This window comes from Bacteroides salyersiae, assembly GCF_031172035.1.
Classification (GTDB): domain Bacteria; phylum Bacteroidota; class Bacteroidia; order Bacteroidales; family Bacteroidaceae; genus Bacteroides; species Bacteroides salyersiae.
Genome location: NZ_CP133452.1, coordinates 816,911 through 835,517 on the forward strand (window position 1 = coordinate 816,911; position 18,607 = coordinate 835,517).

Genomic DNA, 18,607 nt, shown 5'->3' on the forward strand with positions numbered 1-18,607 from the left:
TTATGCAATTATACAATCGAACTCTTGGTCAATGGCTTGAGCATTGGGCAGAAACAACCCCTGACAAAGAATATATAGTATACTCCGACCGGAACCTTCGCTTTACATGGAAACAGTTCAACCACCGTGTAGACGATATGGCAAAGGGACTTATCGCCATCGGAGTAGAAAGAGGGACGCACGTTGGCATTTGGGCGGCAAACGTTCCCGACTGGCTTACCCTCTTATATGCCTGTGCAAAGATAGGTGCCGTTTATGTAACGGTAAATACCAATTACAAACAGGCGGAACTGGAATATCTTTGCCAAAATTCCGACATGCATACACTCTGCATCGTAAACGGTGAAAAAGACAGTGATTTCGTACAAATGACCTACACCATGCTCCCGGAACTTAAAACTTGCGAACGCGGTCATTTGAAAAGCGAACGCTTCCCATATATGAAAAACGTTATCTACGTTGGGCAAGAGAAATACAGAGGTATGTACAATACCGCAGAAATTCTTCTGTTGGGAAATAATGTAGAAGATAAAGAGTTAACCCAACTCAAGAACCAGGTAGATTGCCACGATGTGGTAAATATGCAATACACATCGGGAACCACCGGTTTTCCTAAAGGAGTAATGCTCACCCACTACAATATCAGCAATAACGGATTTCTTACCGGTGAGCACATGAAATTCACGGCAGACGATAAATTATGTTGCTGTGTCCCTCTATTCCATTGTTTTGGTGTAGTATTAGCCACCATGAACTGCCTGACCCATGGTTGTACCCAAGTGATGGTAGAACGTTTCGATCCGCTTGTAGTACTGGCATCCATTCACAAAGAACGCTGTACCGCACTCTACGGAGTTCCTACCATGTTCATAGCCGAACTGCATCATCCGATGTTCGACATGTTCGATATGTCCAGTCTCCGCACAGGAATTATGGCAGGTTCGCTTTGTCCCGTCGAACTGATGAAACAGGTAGAAGAGAAAATGTACATGAAAGTGACCAGCGTATATGGGCTCACCGAAACCGCTCCGGGCATGACAGCCTCCCGTATTGACGACCCGTTTGATGTCCGTTGTAATACTGTAGGACGTGATTTCGAATTTACGGAAGTAAAAGTTATCGATCCGGAAACAGGAGAAGAATGTCCCATAGGCGTACAAGGAGAAATGTGTAATCGTGGATACAACACCATGAAAGGATATTATAAGAACCCGGAAGCTACGGCGGAAGTACTCGATAAAAACAACTTCCTGCATTCAGGTGATCTCGGTATCAAAGATGAAGATGGGAATTACCGTATCACAGGACGCATTAAAGATATGATTATTCGTGGAGGAGAAAATATTTATCCGCGTGAAATAGAGGAATTCCTTTACAAACTCGAAGGAGTAAAAGATGTACAGGTTGCAGGTATCCCCTCCAAGAAATATGGTGAAGCCGTAGGTGCTTTCATCATTCTCCATGAAGGAGTGAAAATGCACGAATCCGATGTAAGAGAATTCTGCAAAAACAAAATATCCCGTTATAAAATTCCTAAATATGTATTCTTTATCGATGAATTTCCAATGACAGGAAGTGGTAAAATACAGAAATTCAAACTGAAGGATTTGGGATTACAGCTTTGCAAAGAACAAGGCATCGAAATCATATAAACCGGTTTTATTCAAAAAATCCGCTTCATAAATCATTATAAATCTGAATACAAAAAATATAATGATTTGTGAAGCGGATTTTTTAATGTACCCTTCTTACTCTTATCTGACAATTATCTTCTCCACTACATTTATTCCATTCTTAGATAAACGAACGAAGTAGAAACCTTTGTCCCATGAAGATACCGGAATTATCGTCTGATCATTTTCCATAGTACCATTCCATACTATCATTCCTGAAGCATTATAAATCATAATCCGTGTATTTGCCGGAGCCATTACGCTCAATTGTTCATGAACCGGATTGGGAGATAAAAGAATTCCATCAAGTTCCACATCTTTCTGCAAACCGGTACCACCGTCACCTTTCGCCTCTCCAGCAAGAATTGATTGACCCGGATTTTCATTATATCCATATTTATCTATTGTGAAATAAGATCCATCTTCCGCCACTGTGATTTCAAACCAACCATATAAATCTTTGCCCAAATATTCGAAACAGAAACCGGCATATGCCGTCTTACCACACCAATCAGTATACTCCCGTGTAGCAATATCCAATTGATCAGGATATGTACCGGGAATAACCCAATTAGAATTGCCCCCTATTATAGTCCCCTTAGCTAAAGGAGCAATATTCCTTGTATTCGACAGGCAGACCATTGGTTTCATATAGGTTTCCAGTTTTAAATGCCGCGCAGCAAACTCCCACGCCCCATAAGCATTTTCCGACACAATAGGAGCCGTAAAATAGGTCCAACTTCCATAATCAGCGCCGGCACCTATCTGCAAATCTTCAACAATAATCTTATAAGAATCAAGGAAATTAAAAGTCAACTGTAAAGACAAATTAGATATATCCGAGTGAGTGAATATCATCGGCTCCAATGTCAATTCTGAAATATCAAGATCCTTGGCATCATGACGTTCCGCCTTCCCAGTAAAAGATAAAATTGCTTTTTTAGCGGAAACAACTTCTAATTTGGATACCAACCCCGTAGGAACAGTCATCCGATAATCCGTTCCCATCGCCAACTCACCGGTCCTTTTGAATGTATTGTCTCCCATAATAACAAGATTAACGGTCTGGGTAATGGTTCCATCATTCAGTTCGCTGTCTTCCGTCACCGATGTTCCTCCGTATACCATCTCTGCTTTAGACAGGGTTTTCCCTTTTTGACCCGCCATAATTGTCTCTCCAGGTGCCTCATTGAAAGCATAATCAAGGAGAGTGAAGGAATTTCCGTCATCGGCAACCGATACCCTCATCCAGCCATATAGTGTCTCGCCCGGAAGAGTACCTTCAAACTGAATGCCCACAAATGCTATTTTACCTTTCCAAGCGTCATAGCCTTTAGAAACTAAAGTTCCAAGATTAGGATATTGATCAATCCCCGTTGACCACGTAGACGAAGCACCGATCTCCTCACCATAATCGACTACAGTCAAGTTGGTTCTTGCTCCCATCATTTCCTTACCATATGATTCGATAAACAAATATCCATAATAATTTCCGGCATTACTATTCCACATCAAACCAAAGTCCGAATGTTCATATCTGGAATCCAACTGAAGAAACTCCCAACCATAAGCCGAAGATATACGAATATCCTCACAATCAACATATTTAATGGCATAAGATGCCCGGCATTCCAAAGTTACGGGTAATTTACAATCATATAATTCACCACTGGACAACATACCATTTTTGAAGATCACATATAAATTTATATTTTGGTCATTAGATATGGCCTTCCCCTCAAAAGACAGTGTTAGTCGCGTATCATTCACTCGTTGTAATTTTGCAGTCAATCCTTCCGGTAATCTTTCCACTGTAAAATCGGTATTATACACAAAATCCTTATTAGCCAACGTACCATTCATCAATGTAAAGTCAAAACTTCCATCAAAAGATCCGTCATTGGCCGGAGCCTCCAAAATATCTCCCCTATTAGAAAGTGCAATGCGTTTTGTTTTATTGTCTGTAAAAAAGACTTGCTTATAAGTATCCTCCTGCCATAACTCTATGCGTGCCGGATGATCCAAAGCATCCAACATCCTATCCACCTGTCCTTTAGTAAACATGGAAGTACGCACATAAGAATAATTCATATAATTGGTCCAATTCGTCAAATCTCCCTCACAGTTCCGGTCTGTTGCCCCCATCAACGGTTGATCGGCCTTAGGAGTATCTTCCACCCAGTCTCCCGGATTAGGTTCTCCCGCTTTATTCAGGTTACATCCGTCGGGCCATGCTCCGCTATTATCATCAAAGGTATGTGCAAGATTCAAAAAATGTCCGAATTCATGAGTCAGTACACGCCGAAAATTCTCATCCGTATTCGTACCGATATATGCACCGTTATATACCACACGTGCCAAATTCTCATCCGTCATTTCGATATCCGGATACCAGGAAACACCCGAATTATTAGTCACTCCGTCCCCATAAAGATCATTCATTATATACACATTCATATATTTATGATTATCCCATGCATACAAAGCCATACGGGGTGCATAATAATTACCAAATCCACTTTCGAGACGATGGTACAAAATACCGGTCGTTGCCTCTCCCTGAGGTCCTTTTTCTGCCAATTTAAAAGTAATATTCATATTGGCCTGCCTCATATTAAAATCCGGATTATCATCTCCGGTATTCGTCGTTACACCTTGAAAATCTTCATTCGTTTTCCTTAAAGCATCCTTTATAATCTCATCATTAATGGTAGCCCCGTTAAAATCCACACCAAAAATATGGAATACCACCGGAATTACATAATGATCCGGACGCTCCGCTACTACTCGTGTCCGGCAAGGAACCTTATGCCGTTCCAATGCCTGCGGATTTTCTTCAAAAAAAGTTTTGATCTGTTCGTGAGCGCGACACGGCAAAGGTGCTCCGGGTCTATATCCGGGTATATTTTGTGCCGTTCCTCCCATAGCTGCCAACAAATACACTAATGCAGCCAAGTGACATTTTCTGTTGTTCATTTTAAAAAAATTTGTTATTCATATTAATAGATACAGTTCACATTCGTTCTTTTTCCCTTTGCCCATACTCTTCATACAACATCAAAAGATGTGCAGCAGACCAACTGAAGTGCGGCGCTTTCAATCGCTCACCCGTATGGGCTTCATAATTCTCATGTATCGCCCCATTTCCTTTTAAGCCGTTCAACCGGTCAAAGACTTGCCGGGTATATTTATCCGCCTCTTTCACATAACCGTATTTTCTCAATCCGGAAATGGCAAAGTAAGTCTGGTCCAACCAAATCGGACCTCTCCAATACCCTTTAGGCATAAAATCCGGATTATCGGCAGCCACGGTAGGAAAAGGAATATATGTTGAAAATTTCGTTGTGTCCTCCAATTGTCTCATGACACCACTCGTTTGCGCTTCCGTAGCAATACCGGTCCAAAGAGGAATATACGCTTCACTACCGGCCACTTTTACAAAAGTTCCATCCATACGTCTGTCAAAAAAGAATCCGGCATCTTCATCATAAAAATAAGTCCGTATGGAATCTGTACGATCTTTTTCATCAAATGCCTGTCCCGATACGTTCGCCAGTTTCTTCAACAGCTTATATTCGTAAGCCAGAAAAGCATTCAGATCAACCGATTCCTGATCAAAACTCCAGGCAGTATCACTATTCTTCACCATCCGGGCATCATCAAACCGGATAGCATTATCCATACCACTTTCCCAAGCAGCTGCTTCAAGAGTACCGTCAACTGATCCAAATTCACAAATTCCATTTGAATTATGATCACGGTCGATATACCACCAACGATAATAATTCAATAACTGAGGATACATCTCTTTTACAAATGAAGTATCCCCGGTTTCTTCGAAAACACGATCCACAGCCCATGCCGCCAAAGGCGGTTTACTATCTCTCGCATTATTTTCACGGATATCCGTATAAATACAATCAATAATCATTCCATTGTCCAACTGATAATCAAACATCGCCCGTATCTGGTTCTTCGCCAGTTCCGGAGCAAAATCGGCAAGCGCAGCAGCATGCTTCCAAGAATCCCACGCCCAGAAGCCCATAAAATACCCCACAGCATGGGAAGGTACAACCCCTTCATGCAGTAGCCCGGCCCGACTGCTACGCCAATTAGAAATTAATGTGACAACCGCTTTGACAGCGATCCGATTGTATTCTTCGGGCATATCGGAACGTAACACCTTTCCCAAATATCCATTCCAGCGCTGATAATGTTTTTCAATGTATCCCGCAGGATGAGCTTCCATATCACCAATCGCCCCAAAATCAAAACTTCGTATCTGTGGATTATCCAAAAAAGACATAATCACATATACTGTACGCTCTGGAGCTGTTCGTGCTTCATATCCATCATTCGAAAGAGTAATTTTCGTACGGTCGGGAAAAGTAAGCATACATTGTTGACCGGAAGACAAAGACAAGACACATGAATTATTAACTACATTGCAAGTACTCCGTTCGCTTATCCGACCCGAAAAGCACAAAGACTGTTCATCCTCCAAAACACACTCCAACAATACATTAGACCGGTCTATAAAAATCAACCGTTGAGTGATCACTCCTTTTTCCATTGATGAACGCATAAATAATTCCCCCGGAAAATAATTCACCGAGTCTGCATGGAAGACCGCATCCGGATATTCCGTCAGTCCCACTGTCAAGAGCGATTTGGAAATCCAGCGACGGCTCTCCAAGTCGAATGGTCCACAAAATCCATTTATCCATTGCTCTTTCTCTGGTAGAGTAAATCCCATCCAGGAACCCTGATCAGAAAACCATCCTTTACCAAAAGCCGAATCATTGGGAGTGTAAGCTATGTCGAGAATATTTCCATATTCATGCACCAAAGAATTATAAGCCACCGGTTTCCGCTCCGAGCAGTTTATAAAAAACATAACCGCCCCAACTAATCCGCAAATTCTCATTATCAGTTTTTTCATCATCTCTATTCTTTAGTTAAAACCATATTTGACGTGCCTGTTTACTTATGCTCTCTGAGGTATCGACCGGCTGTATAACAAAGCTATACTTCCGGGGAAGAGGTGTAATCGTATATTCCGGATGAACTTGAGCCCCCCAGCTATTATCTCCACCGACACCCATTTGTAACAAATCTATATTAACCCAAACCAAATCTCTCTTTTTAATACTTCCTCCGTGCCTGCGCTCTATCTCAAAAGGAACATAGTTTATATCATCCTGCATAAAATTCCATGCACTTACAGACAAAGGTTCTGTTCCCACAAACAACAGCCCCTCCCCTTCTGTATTACAAAGAGAAAACCAACGTGTATCACATTTATTAGCAGTTTCCTGCGCACGAACATAGGGATGGTATTGTTCCCACACACCGGATTGATATACCCCTACCGCAGCAGACATTTTCCGATCAGCATAATTCTCATGCGGCCCCCTGCCCAACCAAGACATACGGTCATACTCCTTTGTTAGTATCATACGCATTCCGAACCGGGGCATCTCCGACAGAGGTTTATTTCCGGGTGTAAAGGCCATCTCGACCTTTATTATACCATTCCCCAAAATATGATAAGTCATCTGTATCGCAGATTCCTGTTCCTGCAAATAATAATCGGCAACGACAATAACCAATGAACTATCCGGTTCAACCTGCATATCCAGTTTAAGCAGTTTACTATTTTTCATCGGTTCTTTCCAACCGATACAACGTGATAGAAGCCCGCTCGGTACATCATTATCAGTCGACGGACGCCAAAAATTAGGCTGTAAACCTGCAAGAAGCATCTCCTCACCCTTATACTTTAAAGAAATCATTTCTCCCGAAACTGCAGAAAATTCTACATCAAATTCTTTATTACCAATCTTCAACCCATTCTCTTGCCGGGATACCACTATCGGTTCATGAGTTACCATTTTCACCCCTTCCTGTCTCTCAACAGGGAGCTGCCACTGATCCATCGCAACTATAAAATCTTTCGAAACATGCGGTTTGTCATTTTTCAACAAAGTTTCTACTTTCAAAAAATATTCTCTTGAATCCGGCTTGATTTTCCGAAACGGAACAGTCATCTCCATATGAGAGTGGGGAGGAATCACCGGAAAATCAATTTCACCGGTTTGTTCCTCTTCTCCGTCCGCTTCAATTGTCCACCGCATATAATAACCGGATAAATCTATAAAATCATGGCGGTTGGTAACAAGCAGTTTGTTATCAGCAAACGGAACAGGCTCACAATGTACATATTGATAAACTTTTTTTACCTCCCATATGTGCGGATGAAGCGAACGGTCGGCTGCCACCAAACCATTGGCACAAAAATTGGAATCATTAGGTACTCCCACATATCCCATATCGCCTCCATAAGCCCAGATAGGATGACCTTCCTGATCTTTTTCTGCAAAAGTCTGATCCACCCAATCCCAGATAAAACCTCCCTGCAGATTGTCATATTTATAAATTAAATCCCAGTAATCCTGAAGATTTCCCGTACTGTTTCCCATAGAGTGTGCATACTCACACATGATCAGCGGCCTTGCTTTGCGTTCATTCACAAACTCCCTTAACCACCAGATACGAGGATACATCGGGCAATAAATATCCGATAACCCTTCCCGGCGTGCACCCTCATATTGCACAGGACGGCTGGGATCAAAACCTTTCGTCCAATGATATAAGGTTTCAAAATGTTTTCCGTAGCCGGATTCATTACCCAATGACCAAGTGATAATAGCCGTAAAATTCCTGTCACGCATCACCATACGTTTCATACGTTCCATAAAAGCATGTTCCCAATCCGGATTATCAGCCAAAGTTCCGTCTTCATGATATTCCATTCCATGTGATTCTATATTAGCTTCATCAATCATATAAAGTCCATATTCTTCACACAGTTCATACCATTCCGGCCTATTGGGATAGTGACTGCAACGAACTGCATTAATATTAAACTGCTTCATCATCTTCACATCTTTCAGCATGGTCTCTAACGTCAATGTCCGACCATGAAGAGGATCATGTTCCTGCCTGTTTACCCCTTTAATGAGAATAGGAACATTGTTTACTAAAAGTTGCCCGTTACGCATTTCAATCGTACGAAAGCCGACACGATGCCGGAATGTTTCCAACATTTTCCCCTCTTTATCCGTCACACTGACCAGCATTGTATAAAGATAAGGTGTCTCCGCACTCCACGCTTTCACATTCGGAACAAGATGTTTAAAGTTAAAAAGAGTATCGGATGGAGAAGTTACCGTCTTTTGATCGGCATACAATAGCTCATTTCCATCCATTAATTTCAATTGAAGCCGGTTCCCAATGGAATTATCAGATAATTTCATCGTAACCCCCAATTGAAAATCACCATCTCTATAATCCTTATTCAATGGAGCCGATATCTTAAAGTCCTTTACACGGCATGTAGGACGTGCCACCAGATATACACTTCTCTCGATACCACTATATTTCCAATAGTCCTGCCCTTCCAGATAAGAACCGTCACTATAACGGAATACCTGAACTGCTATCTTGTTTTTACCCGGTCGAAGAAAAGAAGTTACATCAAAATGAGATGGTAACCGGCTATCTTCACCATAACCAACCAATTTACCATTTACCCAACAGTAAAAAGCCGACTCAACCCCTTCAAAATCTAAAAAGACATCCATCTCTTGAAAAGATACCGGTACGATAAACTCACGGACATAAATTCCCACCGGGTTATAATCCGACGGGACGAAAGGAGGATCAGCCGGAAAAGGATACTTCACATCCGTATAAATCGGAGCATCAAATCCTTGTAACTCCCAACTCCCGGGAACTTGGATACTTTTCCATTTCCGTACATTAAATTTCTCATTAAAAAAATCCTTCGGGCACTCATCCACATTTCTCGAGTAAAGGAATTTCCAGGTTCCATCCAATGACATTCGTCGTTCATTCGACTGTAAATCATTGGCCAGGGCTTTCTCCTCAGAAGAAAAAGGAATAAAATGAGCACATGCCGGTTCCCTGTTTATACCGCAAACTTGAGGATCCTGCCAAGGAACTACTTGTTGTTCTGCCAATAGAAGTGTAGAACAGAACAAACTATTAATAATAAGACACAAAATATGTTTTCCCATATTTATTATAATTTAGATTGAACATAGTAACGTCACTAAAAAAGGAACTAAAAAATCCAACGTACAGCCGTGAAAAATAGAAACAATAACATATTCCTGTCCCGAGCAGCGGGTTATTATCGGCAAAGTGGTATCCATCGTTGTGGCACCTCCTACTGAAATAGGCGCAAGTTTTCCAAAAAAACGAACTAAAAAAGGAGCGGCCAGTAAAGCAATGATTTCTCTCATTATATTAGATAGCAAAGCAATCGTACCGAGTTCCGCATTTTTATATTCCGTGATAATGATACTTGATAATGAATAATATCCGAAACCGGCCCCCACTGCCATACAATCAACAGAAGAATGCCTTTCAAAAAAGAAACTACTGACATAGCAACCGGCAAGTGTCCCTAAAATCGTACATACAGGAAGTAAAAAGAATTTCGGGGAAAGTCTTCTGAAACTCAATAGTATATGAGGATTATTACCAATGCTAATACCCACACAGAACATCAAAAAACACAATGCATAAAAGCTCAGATTAAACTGCTCCAATCCGGATGGATAAAGGTCAAAACAACTCAATAATATTCCTACGGCAAAGAACAGTACAATAATAAGACTGTCTCTCATTCTTCACCTCCTTTCAGCTTTCCGGTCGAAATAAAAATCCATAACCACCAAGCACACAATACACTACCCCCGACAGCAGCCAGAGTAATAACCAATGCTTCCAACCCTAACGAATGCAAACCTTCAATGATCATTTTATTATCTCCTACTTCTGTACCCAAAAGAAACAGCAGTATCCAGATCAAAAAAGTAATTACACGATATATAAAGTTAAGTTTTCTTTTGCGGAAAAGATATCCGGTCAGTACTCCGCACAGCATAAGTCCGATAATAAGGAATATAAACATATGTATCAAGCTAAGTTTATTGAACAACTACCTTAAAAAAATCATCCCGCCTTTTCGCTTTCTCGTCATACACGATCCGGAGAATATAATTACCCGGAGGTAAAGGCGTCACATCAATCTTAGAGATATTACCCGAATGCCCGAACCGTTCACAACCCTCCATATCATAAATAAAACACCGACTAATAGAAGTAGCACTTTCAATATATAAATTATCAGCTACCGGATTCGGATAAACCTTTGCCGTTCCAACTCCTTCTTCACTACTTATAAAGCCACTACTCTGCGTTGCCACCAATCCGTAATCACAAGCTATCCCACTATCCACCCAGCCACAAGGATCTGTTCCATCCGCTTCATCGGTCACAAAATGGAGGAACAACCTGAACTTCAGCTTTTCCCCTTTCACCAAACTTTCAGGAATAGTGACTGAAAACCGACAGATATGCTCTTTGCCTCGTTCCCCTATCGGACTAATCAATTTAGTATCGATCAGCTCTGTTTCTTCCAGTTCGTAATTCCTATTCCAATCAATCCAAAGTCTCAATTTATAAGTATCCGAATCACCCGAATCCCAATTCACAACCGTAGCCTTCAGTTGGTAAGTCTTGCCGTTTTCCACTTCAGCCGTATATTCCGATGAATAATCTGTCCACCCCGTCTCTGAATAAGACATTTTGTGATGTATATTTTCGAACTCTACTTCCTGAATGTATGCATAATTCCGATAATCCGATTGGAACAGACACAAATCGGTTGACTTAGCATCCAACACACCAGCCTCACGATACAACATCAGCAAATGAGCTGCCGACCAACTGAAATGTGGTGATTTTAATCTCTTTCCGGTATTTGTCTCATAGTTTTCATGAATGGGAGCATCTCCACGTAAACCATTCAATCGGTCAAAAACCCGCTTGGTGTAATCATCAGCCAATTGTGCATAACCATAGTTTCTCAGTCCTCGTATACCGAAATAGACTTGATCTAACCAAATAGGACCCCGCCAATAACCATTCGGAGAAAACTGCGGATGATCCGCCGTCACTGTAGGAAAAGGAATATAAGTAGAGAACTTCAACGGATCAGTGAAATAAGGTAATACCGCTTTAGCTTGTTCCGGGGTAGCTATTTGTGTCCAAAACGGGATATATGCCTCACAGCCCTCCACCTTTACAAAGTCTCCACCTTTCAATTTTCTGTCATAGAAGAATCCTTTCTCAGCATCAAAGAAGTAATCTGCAACAGATGCCGTCCGGTCCGGTTCCACAAATTCATATCCGGCAATTATGGCCAATTCTTTCAATAAGCGGTATTCATAAGCCAGATAAGCATTCAAGTCAACAGACTCTTGGTTTAAACTCCAAGCTCCCACACCATTACTTACCATAGAAGAACGATCAAATCGGATGGCATTGTCCATTCCACTTTCCCAAGCCGCTGCCTCGAGTGTACCATCTACCGCCCCGAATTCACAATACCCATTCCGGTCGTGATCTCTATATTTATACCACCATTGGTGATAATGCAATAGTTTAGGATATATCTCTTTCACAAAATCGGCATCTTGCGTCGATTTATAGATTTCACTCACTGCCCAAGCTGCTAAAGGAGGCTTACTATTACGCTCATTGTTCTCATTCTTATCTATATAAATACAATCAATAATCATCCCTTCCGGCGTTTGATAATCAAACATGGCACGAACCTGATTCTTTGCTAATTCCGGTTCGAACCAGCTCAGTGCCACTGCATGCTTCCAAGAATCCCACCCCCAAAAACCGATAAAATAACTCATTGCATGAGAAGGTATCACTCCATCGTGAAGCAGGTCTCCTCTCGATGCCCGCCAATTGGACAACAAAGTGACCATTGCCTTTACAGCAATCCGATGGTATTCAATGGGCATTTCCGGACGTAGCACGGATTTCAAATACCGAAACCACCGATCTTTATGATTAGCAATACACGCATCAGGGCGTTCTATCATATTCTGTAAAAAAGCTGTATATCCTTCCGGTCGCTGTGATTCATAGAAATAAGAAATTGCCGCATAGCCTTTCATCCCCTTGGGAAGTACAGCCTGAAACTTTGAATTTTCATAAGATAGCTTAAAATCTGATGAGAATGTGACAGTACACAATTCTCCGGTGAAGAGGGTCATAGAAAGGACATGATCCGTCAGTTGAACCTGTTTTATACCACTCAACGAGCCATTGAGAACATAGAGATTCCGCATTGCCGCTTCGCAGCTCCATAGTGCCGTATAGCGATCAACGAAAAATAAACGTTGCTGTATGTTCCCCATGTCGGAAGAAGAAGACATATAAAGTTCCCCCGGCGCATAAGACACCTCCACAGGTTTAAACATTTCTGTTTTTACATTAGGGGTAAATCCGACTTGCAACAAAGCGTCCGAAATCCATAAACGATGATCCAATTCAAAAGGACCGCAAAATCCATTCACCCAGTTATCCTCAGACGGTAAGGTAAAACAGACCCAGGCACCGGAATCAGAAAAGCCGCCCGTAAAATAATCATTACTATAAGGAGTATAACGGATGTCCAGAATATTTTTGTAAGAGTCTACACTATAAATATCATTGTGCCCCATAGCTGATATTGATATAGAAAAACAAACTATATAAAACAGCAATCGTACTATTCTGAATCTAAAAATTCCCATAAATATCAGCATTATTATAATATAGAAATAAGAACCGGCTCGATATTCATTACCGGTTTCGTACTCTCGATAAATATTTTTATCAAGCCGGTTCTATTACACAGTTTCTAAAATGTTATTTGATAATTATATTAGCGCACTTAATCTCAGCACCGGATTTTACCTTCAAAATATACATCCCCGAAGCGTTTCCAGTTACATCAATCACATTTCTATCTACAATACCTTTCTGAACAAGTCTGCCATCAATACTATAAAGCATATATTCACTGGCATCCTCCAAATTAACAGAAAGTTCCCCCTCTGTGGGATTAGGATAAACCACAAACGAATCAGATTGAATGTTTTGGATAGAAGAGGCACCGCTAAGATCTACAGTATAATCCTGTAATACTCCACCATCTTGAGTACAACAAGGATCTGTATAAGGTACATCCGGAGTCTTATAGTGCAGATATGCACGCATAGTAACTGTTTTTGCAGCATCTGTAGGAACCGTAATCTTACCTGTAACCACCTTAAAAGAAGTCTGTCCGGGCTTTCCTACCATTATTGATTTCTGAAAAGCGGTTTCACTTGCTGTCAACTGGCTATCCCCATTCCAGTCAAAAAATGCAGTTACATAATATTCATCTCCCGCACCGGATGAAAAGTTACATACAGTAATTTTCAATTCATACTCTTTTCCGGGTTCTAATTTTACAACTCTGTCTTTATCCAGCGTATAATCAGCATACATAACCGTTTCATCATACGTATTAGAACCTATTTCTCCATTCCACCCTTCCGGAGTAGTAGACGATTCACTTACCATTCCATTAATCTCGACTTTCGAGATGCAGGCATAGGCACCCCAAGTTAATTCCGGTCTGCACAACTGAGATTGAGCCATCATCTGCCCTGCTATCATACTAAACAGCAAAAAGCAACAAAGTAAACTTTTTTTCATAATCCAATTTTGTTTTAATAAATTAATAATTTAATAGAATAAGCCGGTAGACAACACCTGCCTACCGGCCGGTTTTATTTATCTTAAAATTACAGTTCTCTGTAAAATAGATTCTTTAGTCTCTATTTTCAGAATATACATACCTTTGACCTGTCCGCTAATATCGATTACTGAATCCGATACGCTCCCTTCCTGAACCAAACGACCATCCACACTATAAAGTCGATATCTGCAAACATTCGTATCTGTGCCACTTATATGTAAAATACCATCTGTCGGGTTTGGATATACATTCCATTCATCCATGTGCTTATCCGTAATTCCGGTCGGGTCTGGAGAAACAATTACATAATACTCTTCCAGTTGACCGTTCTCAACGGTTCCACAAGGTAACTCACCAGCCATACTGTTTGCATCCCCATAATGGATAAATACACGCATATGTAAATTTTGCTTTACAACGACATCTTCAGGGGCTTTCCATTTAAACTCAACGGTAGTAGGACTACCTGCTGCTCCAATAGCGGGAATAGCTATCTTTTGTGATTCCGACTTTTCCAATATCCTGTTATTATTCCAGTCTATATAAGCACGCAATACATAACTGTCCTTCGGGTGAGAATTTAAATTGGCATAAGTTACTTTCATCACATATTCCTTCCCTTTCTCAAGATGTACGTTCAGCTTTTCATTTTCTCTAAAATCCTCTATAATATCCGTATTCCCGGGTTCTCCGAAAGTCTCGTTAGACATCCCGGCAAATTCAACTTTCTGGATATGTGCATAAGCCTGATAAGAGAATTCAGGAGTGCAGACCTCTTCCGTCGGTTCATCCGGTCCATCCGGAGGCAATACATGAGCTTTGTCCTCGCCTATAATCATTCCGTAATCTTCCACATCACCACTATCTATCTCTCCACAAGGATCTGCTCCATCATTTCCCAATGTATAGTGCAACATAACACGGAATCCAACTTCTTTATTCTCAACCATATCATCAGGAACCGCTATATCAAAACTCAACACATGTTCGGTTCCTGCTTTACCTATTCTGGCTATTTTTTGGGGAGCTATCATTTCATCTTGTTGAAATACATAGTCACCATTCCAATCAAACCATGCACGAACAGTATATGGGTCACCTTCTCCCGACTTCCAGTTCTGTACTGTCACTTCCAACTGATAAGTTTTTCCTTTTTCCACACCAGCCACATAATCTGTCCTAAAATCTTTATACTGCTGTCCGTCAAACTCCGTATTCCTTTCTATTTGGGCAAATTTTACTTTAGAGATATGTGCATAAGGAGCAAAACGTGGATTAAACAGGCAATAAGAAGTGTAAGGATCGTTAAACAGAACCCCAAAACTAATCTTCTGAACGGTAACCGCTCCTCCTTCAAGTTTCAAAACTGATGGATCCAAAGTTATACCCACCTCCTTTTGACTATCAGCCAACCGATGACTGGTTGCTTTTCCTTCCAATTTAACAATGGCAGTCACATCACTTGAAAGAGTAACTACCACCTTCAAGCCTTCCGGTAAATTGGTAACCGTATAATCCGTACCTTCCTCAAGAGTGCCGATCCGGGCAAAAGTTAAACCATAGGCAGCTTCCAGTTGTAAAGTACCTCCTACTTCTCCCTGGTTATTATCTGTCTCCGTAAAATTCCGACCTTTTACCACCAATACCGACGGTGAGAGTTGATGTCCGTCTTCCACACCTGTGGCCAATAAATTATCTTCCTGCCACAACTGGCTACGAGACATAGATTCGTTCAAATAATACTCCATCCGCGCCACCTGCCCTGTTGTGAAATGCCGGTAAGCATCCGTATAATTCATAAAATTCTCCCAATCGGTATAATCGCCCTCACAATTTACCTTATCGGCAGGCCATTTGGAGGTTGCTACCGGCGGAGTATCTTCTATTCCGTCATTCGGATAATTACATCCTCCCTCAAATGTATGATGCAGCCCCATAAAATGGCCAAACTCATGAGTCAAGACACGACGAAAGTTCTCGCTCGTATTGCTCCCTATATAACTTCCATTATAAACCACCCGTGCCAAATTGTCCAACATCATTCCATTATCCGGAAGCCAAGACACCCCCGAATTATAGAGATCACCATCGGCATAAAGATCTTTCATGATGTATACATTCATATATTTACTATTGTCCCATGCATATTTCTGAATAGCTTCATCGTATCCCCCACCGTTGCCAAAACCTTTCTCAGCCTCGTCATAGAAGATGACACCTTTCGTAGGATTACCTTCCGGATCGATTTTTGCCAAACGGAAATCAATATTCAACGGTTTCTTGATATTTTCAAAGCGACTACTGGCTCCCGTCTGATCATAATCTGCCGTCAATCCCTGGAAATCTTCACTCGTTTGTTTAAGAGCTTTCTCTATCAAACTATAAGTAACCTTCAGACGGGTATCATTGGTGGGTTCACCAAATACATGAAACACAACAGGAATTACATATTGTCCTTGATAATAATCGGCTGCTGCCCGCGTTTGCTTCCAATTCGAAATATTCTCCGACTCGAACTTTGCATCGGGATGTGTTCTTCTATACTCCGCTTGTTGGTGTTCAAAACCACACACATCCTGTTGTCCTGCTACGGTACCCATACTCCCTATTCCAAGAAGTACATTCAATAAAAAAAGTGCATTTTTCTTCATTCTGTTACGGTATTAAGCGGGTTAGGAAGGTCTTCTCAGACCCCCCGAATCCCATTCAACAATTAATAAAAAGTTACTCTAATCGATATTGTTATTACTCTGAATCTCCATTAACGGAATCGGTAGAAAGGCATGTTTTTCCGAATGGAAATTCACCCGTCCGGCCGCATGCAAAGCCTCATCCAATTTACCCCAACGTCGAAGATCATAAAAGCGATAGTTCTCCAATGCAAATTCCATCAAACGTTCGTGTTCAATCTGTGCCTTTATAAAATCATAAGAATCACCTGAAATCTCCGGCATATCTCCATGTACTTTTCGAATATCATTTATCAAGGGGGCAGCCAATTCCGGGTGTCCTTGTTCATTATGAATTTCGGCCTGCATCAACAACACATTGGCATAACGCATCAACGGTACATTTGTCGAAGTATAAGACTGTTTTAATTTCTGCATGTCATCCGGCATATATTTCCGGAAGCAACGGTTAATTTCATCATTTTCATCAAATAAGTCCGAATACTCAAATCCATAAATACGCCCTTCACCATCATTAAAATAAGGATCATTAAAAAACATGGTTGCATAAGCCCGTGAATCCAGATTGCCGGTAGTAGCTACCCGGCCTTCTTTTCTGAACTCATCCAAAATCATCTGGCTGGGACGGATTTCATCCCAACCTCTCAACACCGGAGCAGCGACCCAATAATGCAATACATGTTGGTGGAAAGCACCATCTGAGGTATTTCCGGTAAACTGAATCTCAAAAATAGATTCTTTGCAATTTTTATTTGTCCCGTTAAACATACTCAGAAAATCTTTCTCCAGACTATATCCTTTTACCTGATCGAGAGCCCCGGCCGCTTTTTCAAGATATTCCGCCTTTTTATCAGGAACCTCATAAGCTCTCGTCAAATACGCCCATCCTAAATAGGCATAGGCAGTGCCATTAGTCACGCGGCCGGCTTCAAGCGACGGACGGGTTTGTGGCAGGATCTTAGCTGCATCCGACAATTCCGAACAGACAAAATCCCAACCGTCTTCCCTTGAGGAAAGGGCTTTATGTACTTCTACCTCAGTAGTCAGATACTCGTTACGAATGACTATCTTTTCCCAGTTCAATAATAACTTCATATGATAATAAGCACGCAGAAACAAGGCCTCTCCTTGTACGCTATTGCATTTGGCGGTACTCATCGGATTATTACCGGACTGTACTTTTCTTATTCCAAACAACACATTGTTGGTATAGTTAATGCCATTGTAACAATTCATCCAATACTCCTTGATCCGTGAACTTTCGTTGTTGTACGTAAAATCATACATCGGCCCCCACTCAGGATAATTATTGACATCAGCACCAATATTCATTATATCTTCACGAAACGTCTCTACAACAAATTTTATTTCAGCAAAATTATAACTACCGGCTCTGTTATCCAACTGCCCATAAGCAGCCGACAGTCCGGATTCCACGTCAACAGAGTCCCTCCAGAACTTATCCGTCGAAAAGTCCGGGCTTTCCACCGTCAGGAAATTATCGCATCCCGTCAAAGAGACAATGCAGAAAAGAAAAGCTATATAAATATGTTTTTTCATGA

The 18,607-nt window shown here is 41.2% G+C and carries 10 protein-coding genes; 1 reads left to right on the plus strand and 9 read right to left on the minus strand.

Going from position 1 to position 18,607, the window contains the following annotated elements; all coding sequences use genetic code 11:
* Positions 1-2 precede the first annotated feature (2 nt).
* The gene (locus tag RB604_RS03205) at positions 3-1,652 is read left to right on the plus strand and encodes an AMP-binding protein (RefSeq protein WP_007479759.1); all 1,650 of its coding nucleotides are present in this window, start codon (positions 3-5) and stop codon (positions 1,650-1,652) included.
* Between the two features lie 102 nt (positions 1,653-1,754).
* On the opposite strand, the gene RB604_RS03210 is transcribed toward RB604_RS03205, so the two are convergent.
* The 9 genes from RB604_RS03210 to RB604_RS03250 form a co-directional block, all read right to left on the minus strand.
* Positions 1,755-4,649, minus strand: a complete 2,895-nt coding sequence (locus RB604_RS03210) for a zinc-dependent metalloprotease (protein WP_055293783.1) — start codon at positions 4,647-4,649, stop codon at positions 1,755-1,757.
* 37 nt (positions 4,650-4,686) lie between these two features.
* Positions 4,687-6,615: an MGH1-like glycoside hydrolase domain-containing protein gene (locus tag RB604_RS03215; protein WP_055294000.1), complete on the minus strand. Its 1,929-nt coding sequence runs from the start codon at positions 6,613-6,615 to the stop codon at positions 4,687-4,689.
* A gap of 16 nt (positions 6,616-6,631) precedes the next feature.
* Positions 6,632-9,775 carry a beta-galactosidase, LacZ type gene (gene lacZ / locus RB604_RS03220; RefSeq protein WP_055293785.1) on the minus strand — a complete coding sequence of 1,048 codons (3,144 nt, stop codon included), beginning with the start codon at positions 9,773-9,775 and terminating at the stop codon, positions 6,632-6,634.
* A 12-nt stretch (positions 9,776-9,787) separates the two neighbouring features.
* Positions 9,788-10,390, minus strand: a complete 603-nt coding sequence (locus RB604_RS03225) for a LysO family transporter (RefSeq protein ID WP_007479755.1) — start codon at positions 10,388-10,390, stop codon at positions 9,788-9,790.
* Entirely contained in the window at positions 10,387-10,671 is a 285-nt protein-coding gene (locus tag RB604_RS03230; protein WP_172680664.1) for a LysO family transporter, read from the minus strand. The genes RB604_RS03225 and RB604_RS03230 overlap by 4 nt, the downstream gene beginning before the upstream one ends.
* Positions 10,672-10,693: 22 nt before the next feature.
* Positions 10,694-13,363, minus strand: a complete 2,670-nt coding sequence (locus tag RB604_RS03235) for an MGH1-like glycoside hydrolase domain-containing protein (RefSeq protein ID WP_055293787.1) — start codon at positions 13,361-13,363, stop codon at positions 10,694-10,696.
* Positions 13,364-13,478: 115 nt separating this feature from the next.
* A complete protein-coding gene (locus tag RB604_RS03240) occupies positions 13,479-14,312 on the minus strand; it encodes a T9SS type A sorting domain-containing protein (protein ID WP_007479752.1) in 834 nt (277 codons plus the stop codon).
* 78 nt (positions 14,313-14,390) lie between these two features.
* Positions 14,391-17,006: a zinc-dependent metalloprotease gene (locus RB604_RS03245; protein ID WP_055293789.1), complete on the minus strand. Its 2,616-nt coding sequence runs from the start codon at positions 17,004-17,006 to the stop codon at positions 14,391-14,393.
* Positions 17,007-17,084: 78 nt separating this feature from the next.
* Positions 17,085-18,605: a RagB/SusD family nutrient uptake outer membrane protein gene (locus RB604_RS03250; protein WP_055293791.1), complete on the minus strand. Its 1,521-nt coding sequence runs from the start codon at positions 18,603-18,605 to the stop codon at positions 17,085-17,087.
* Positions 18,606-18,607 lie beyond the last annotated feature (2 nt).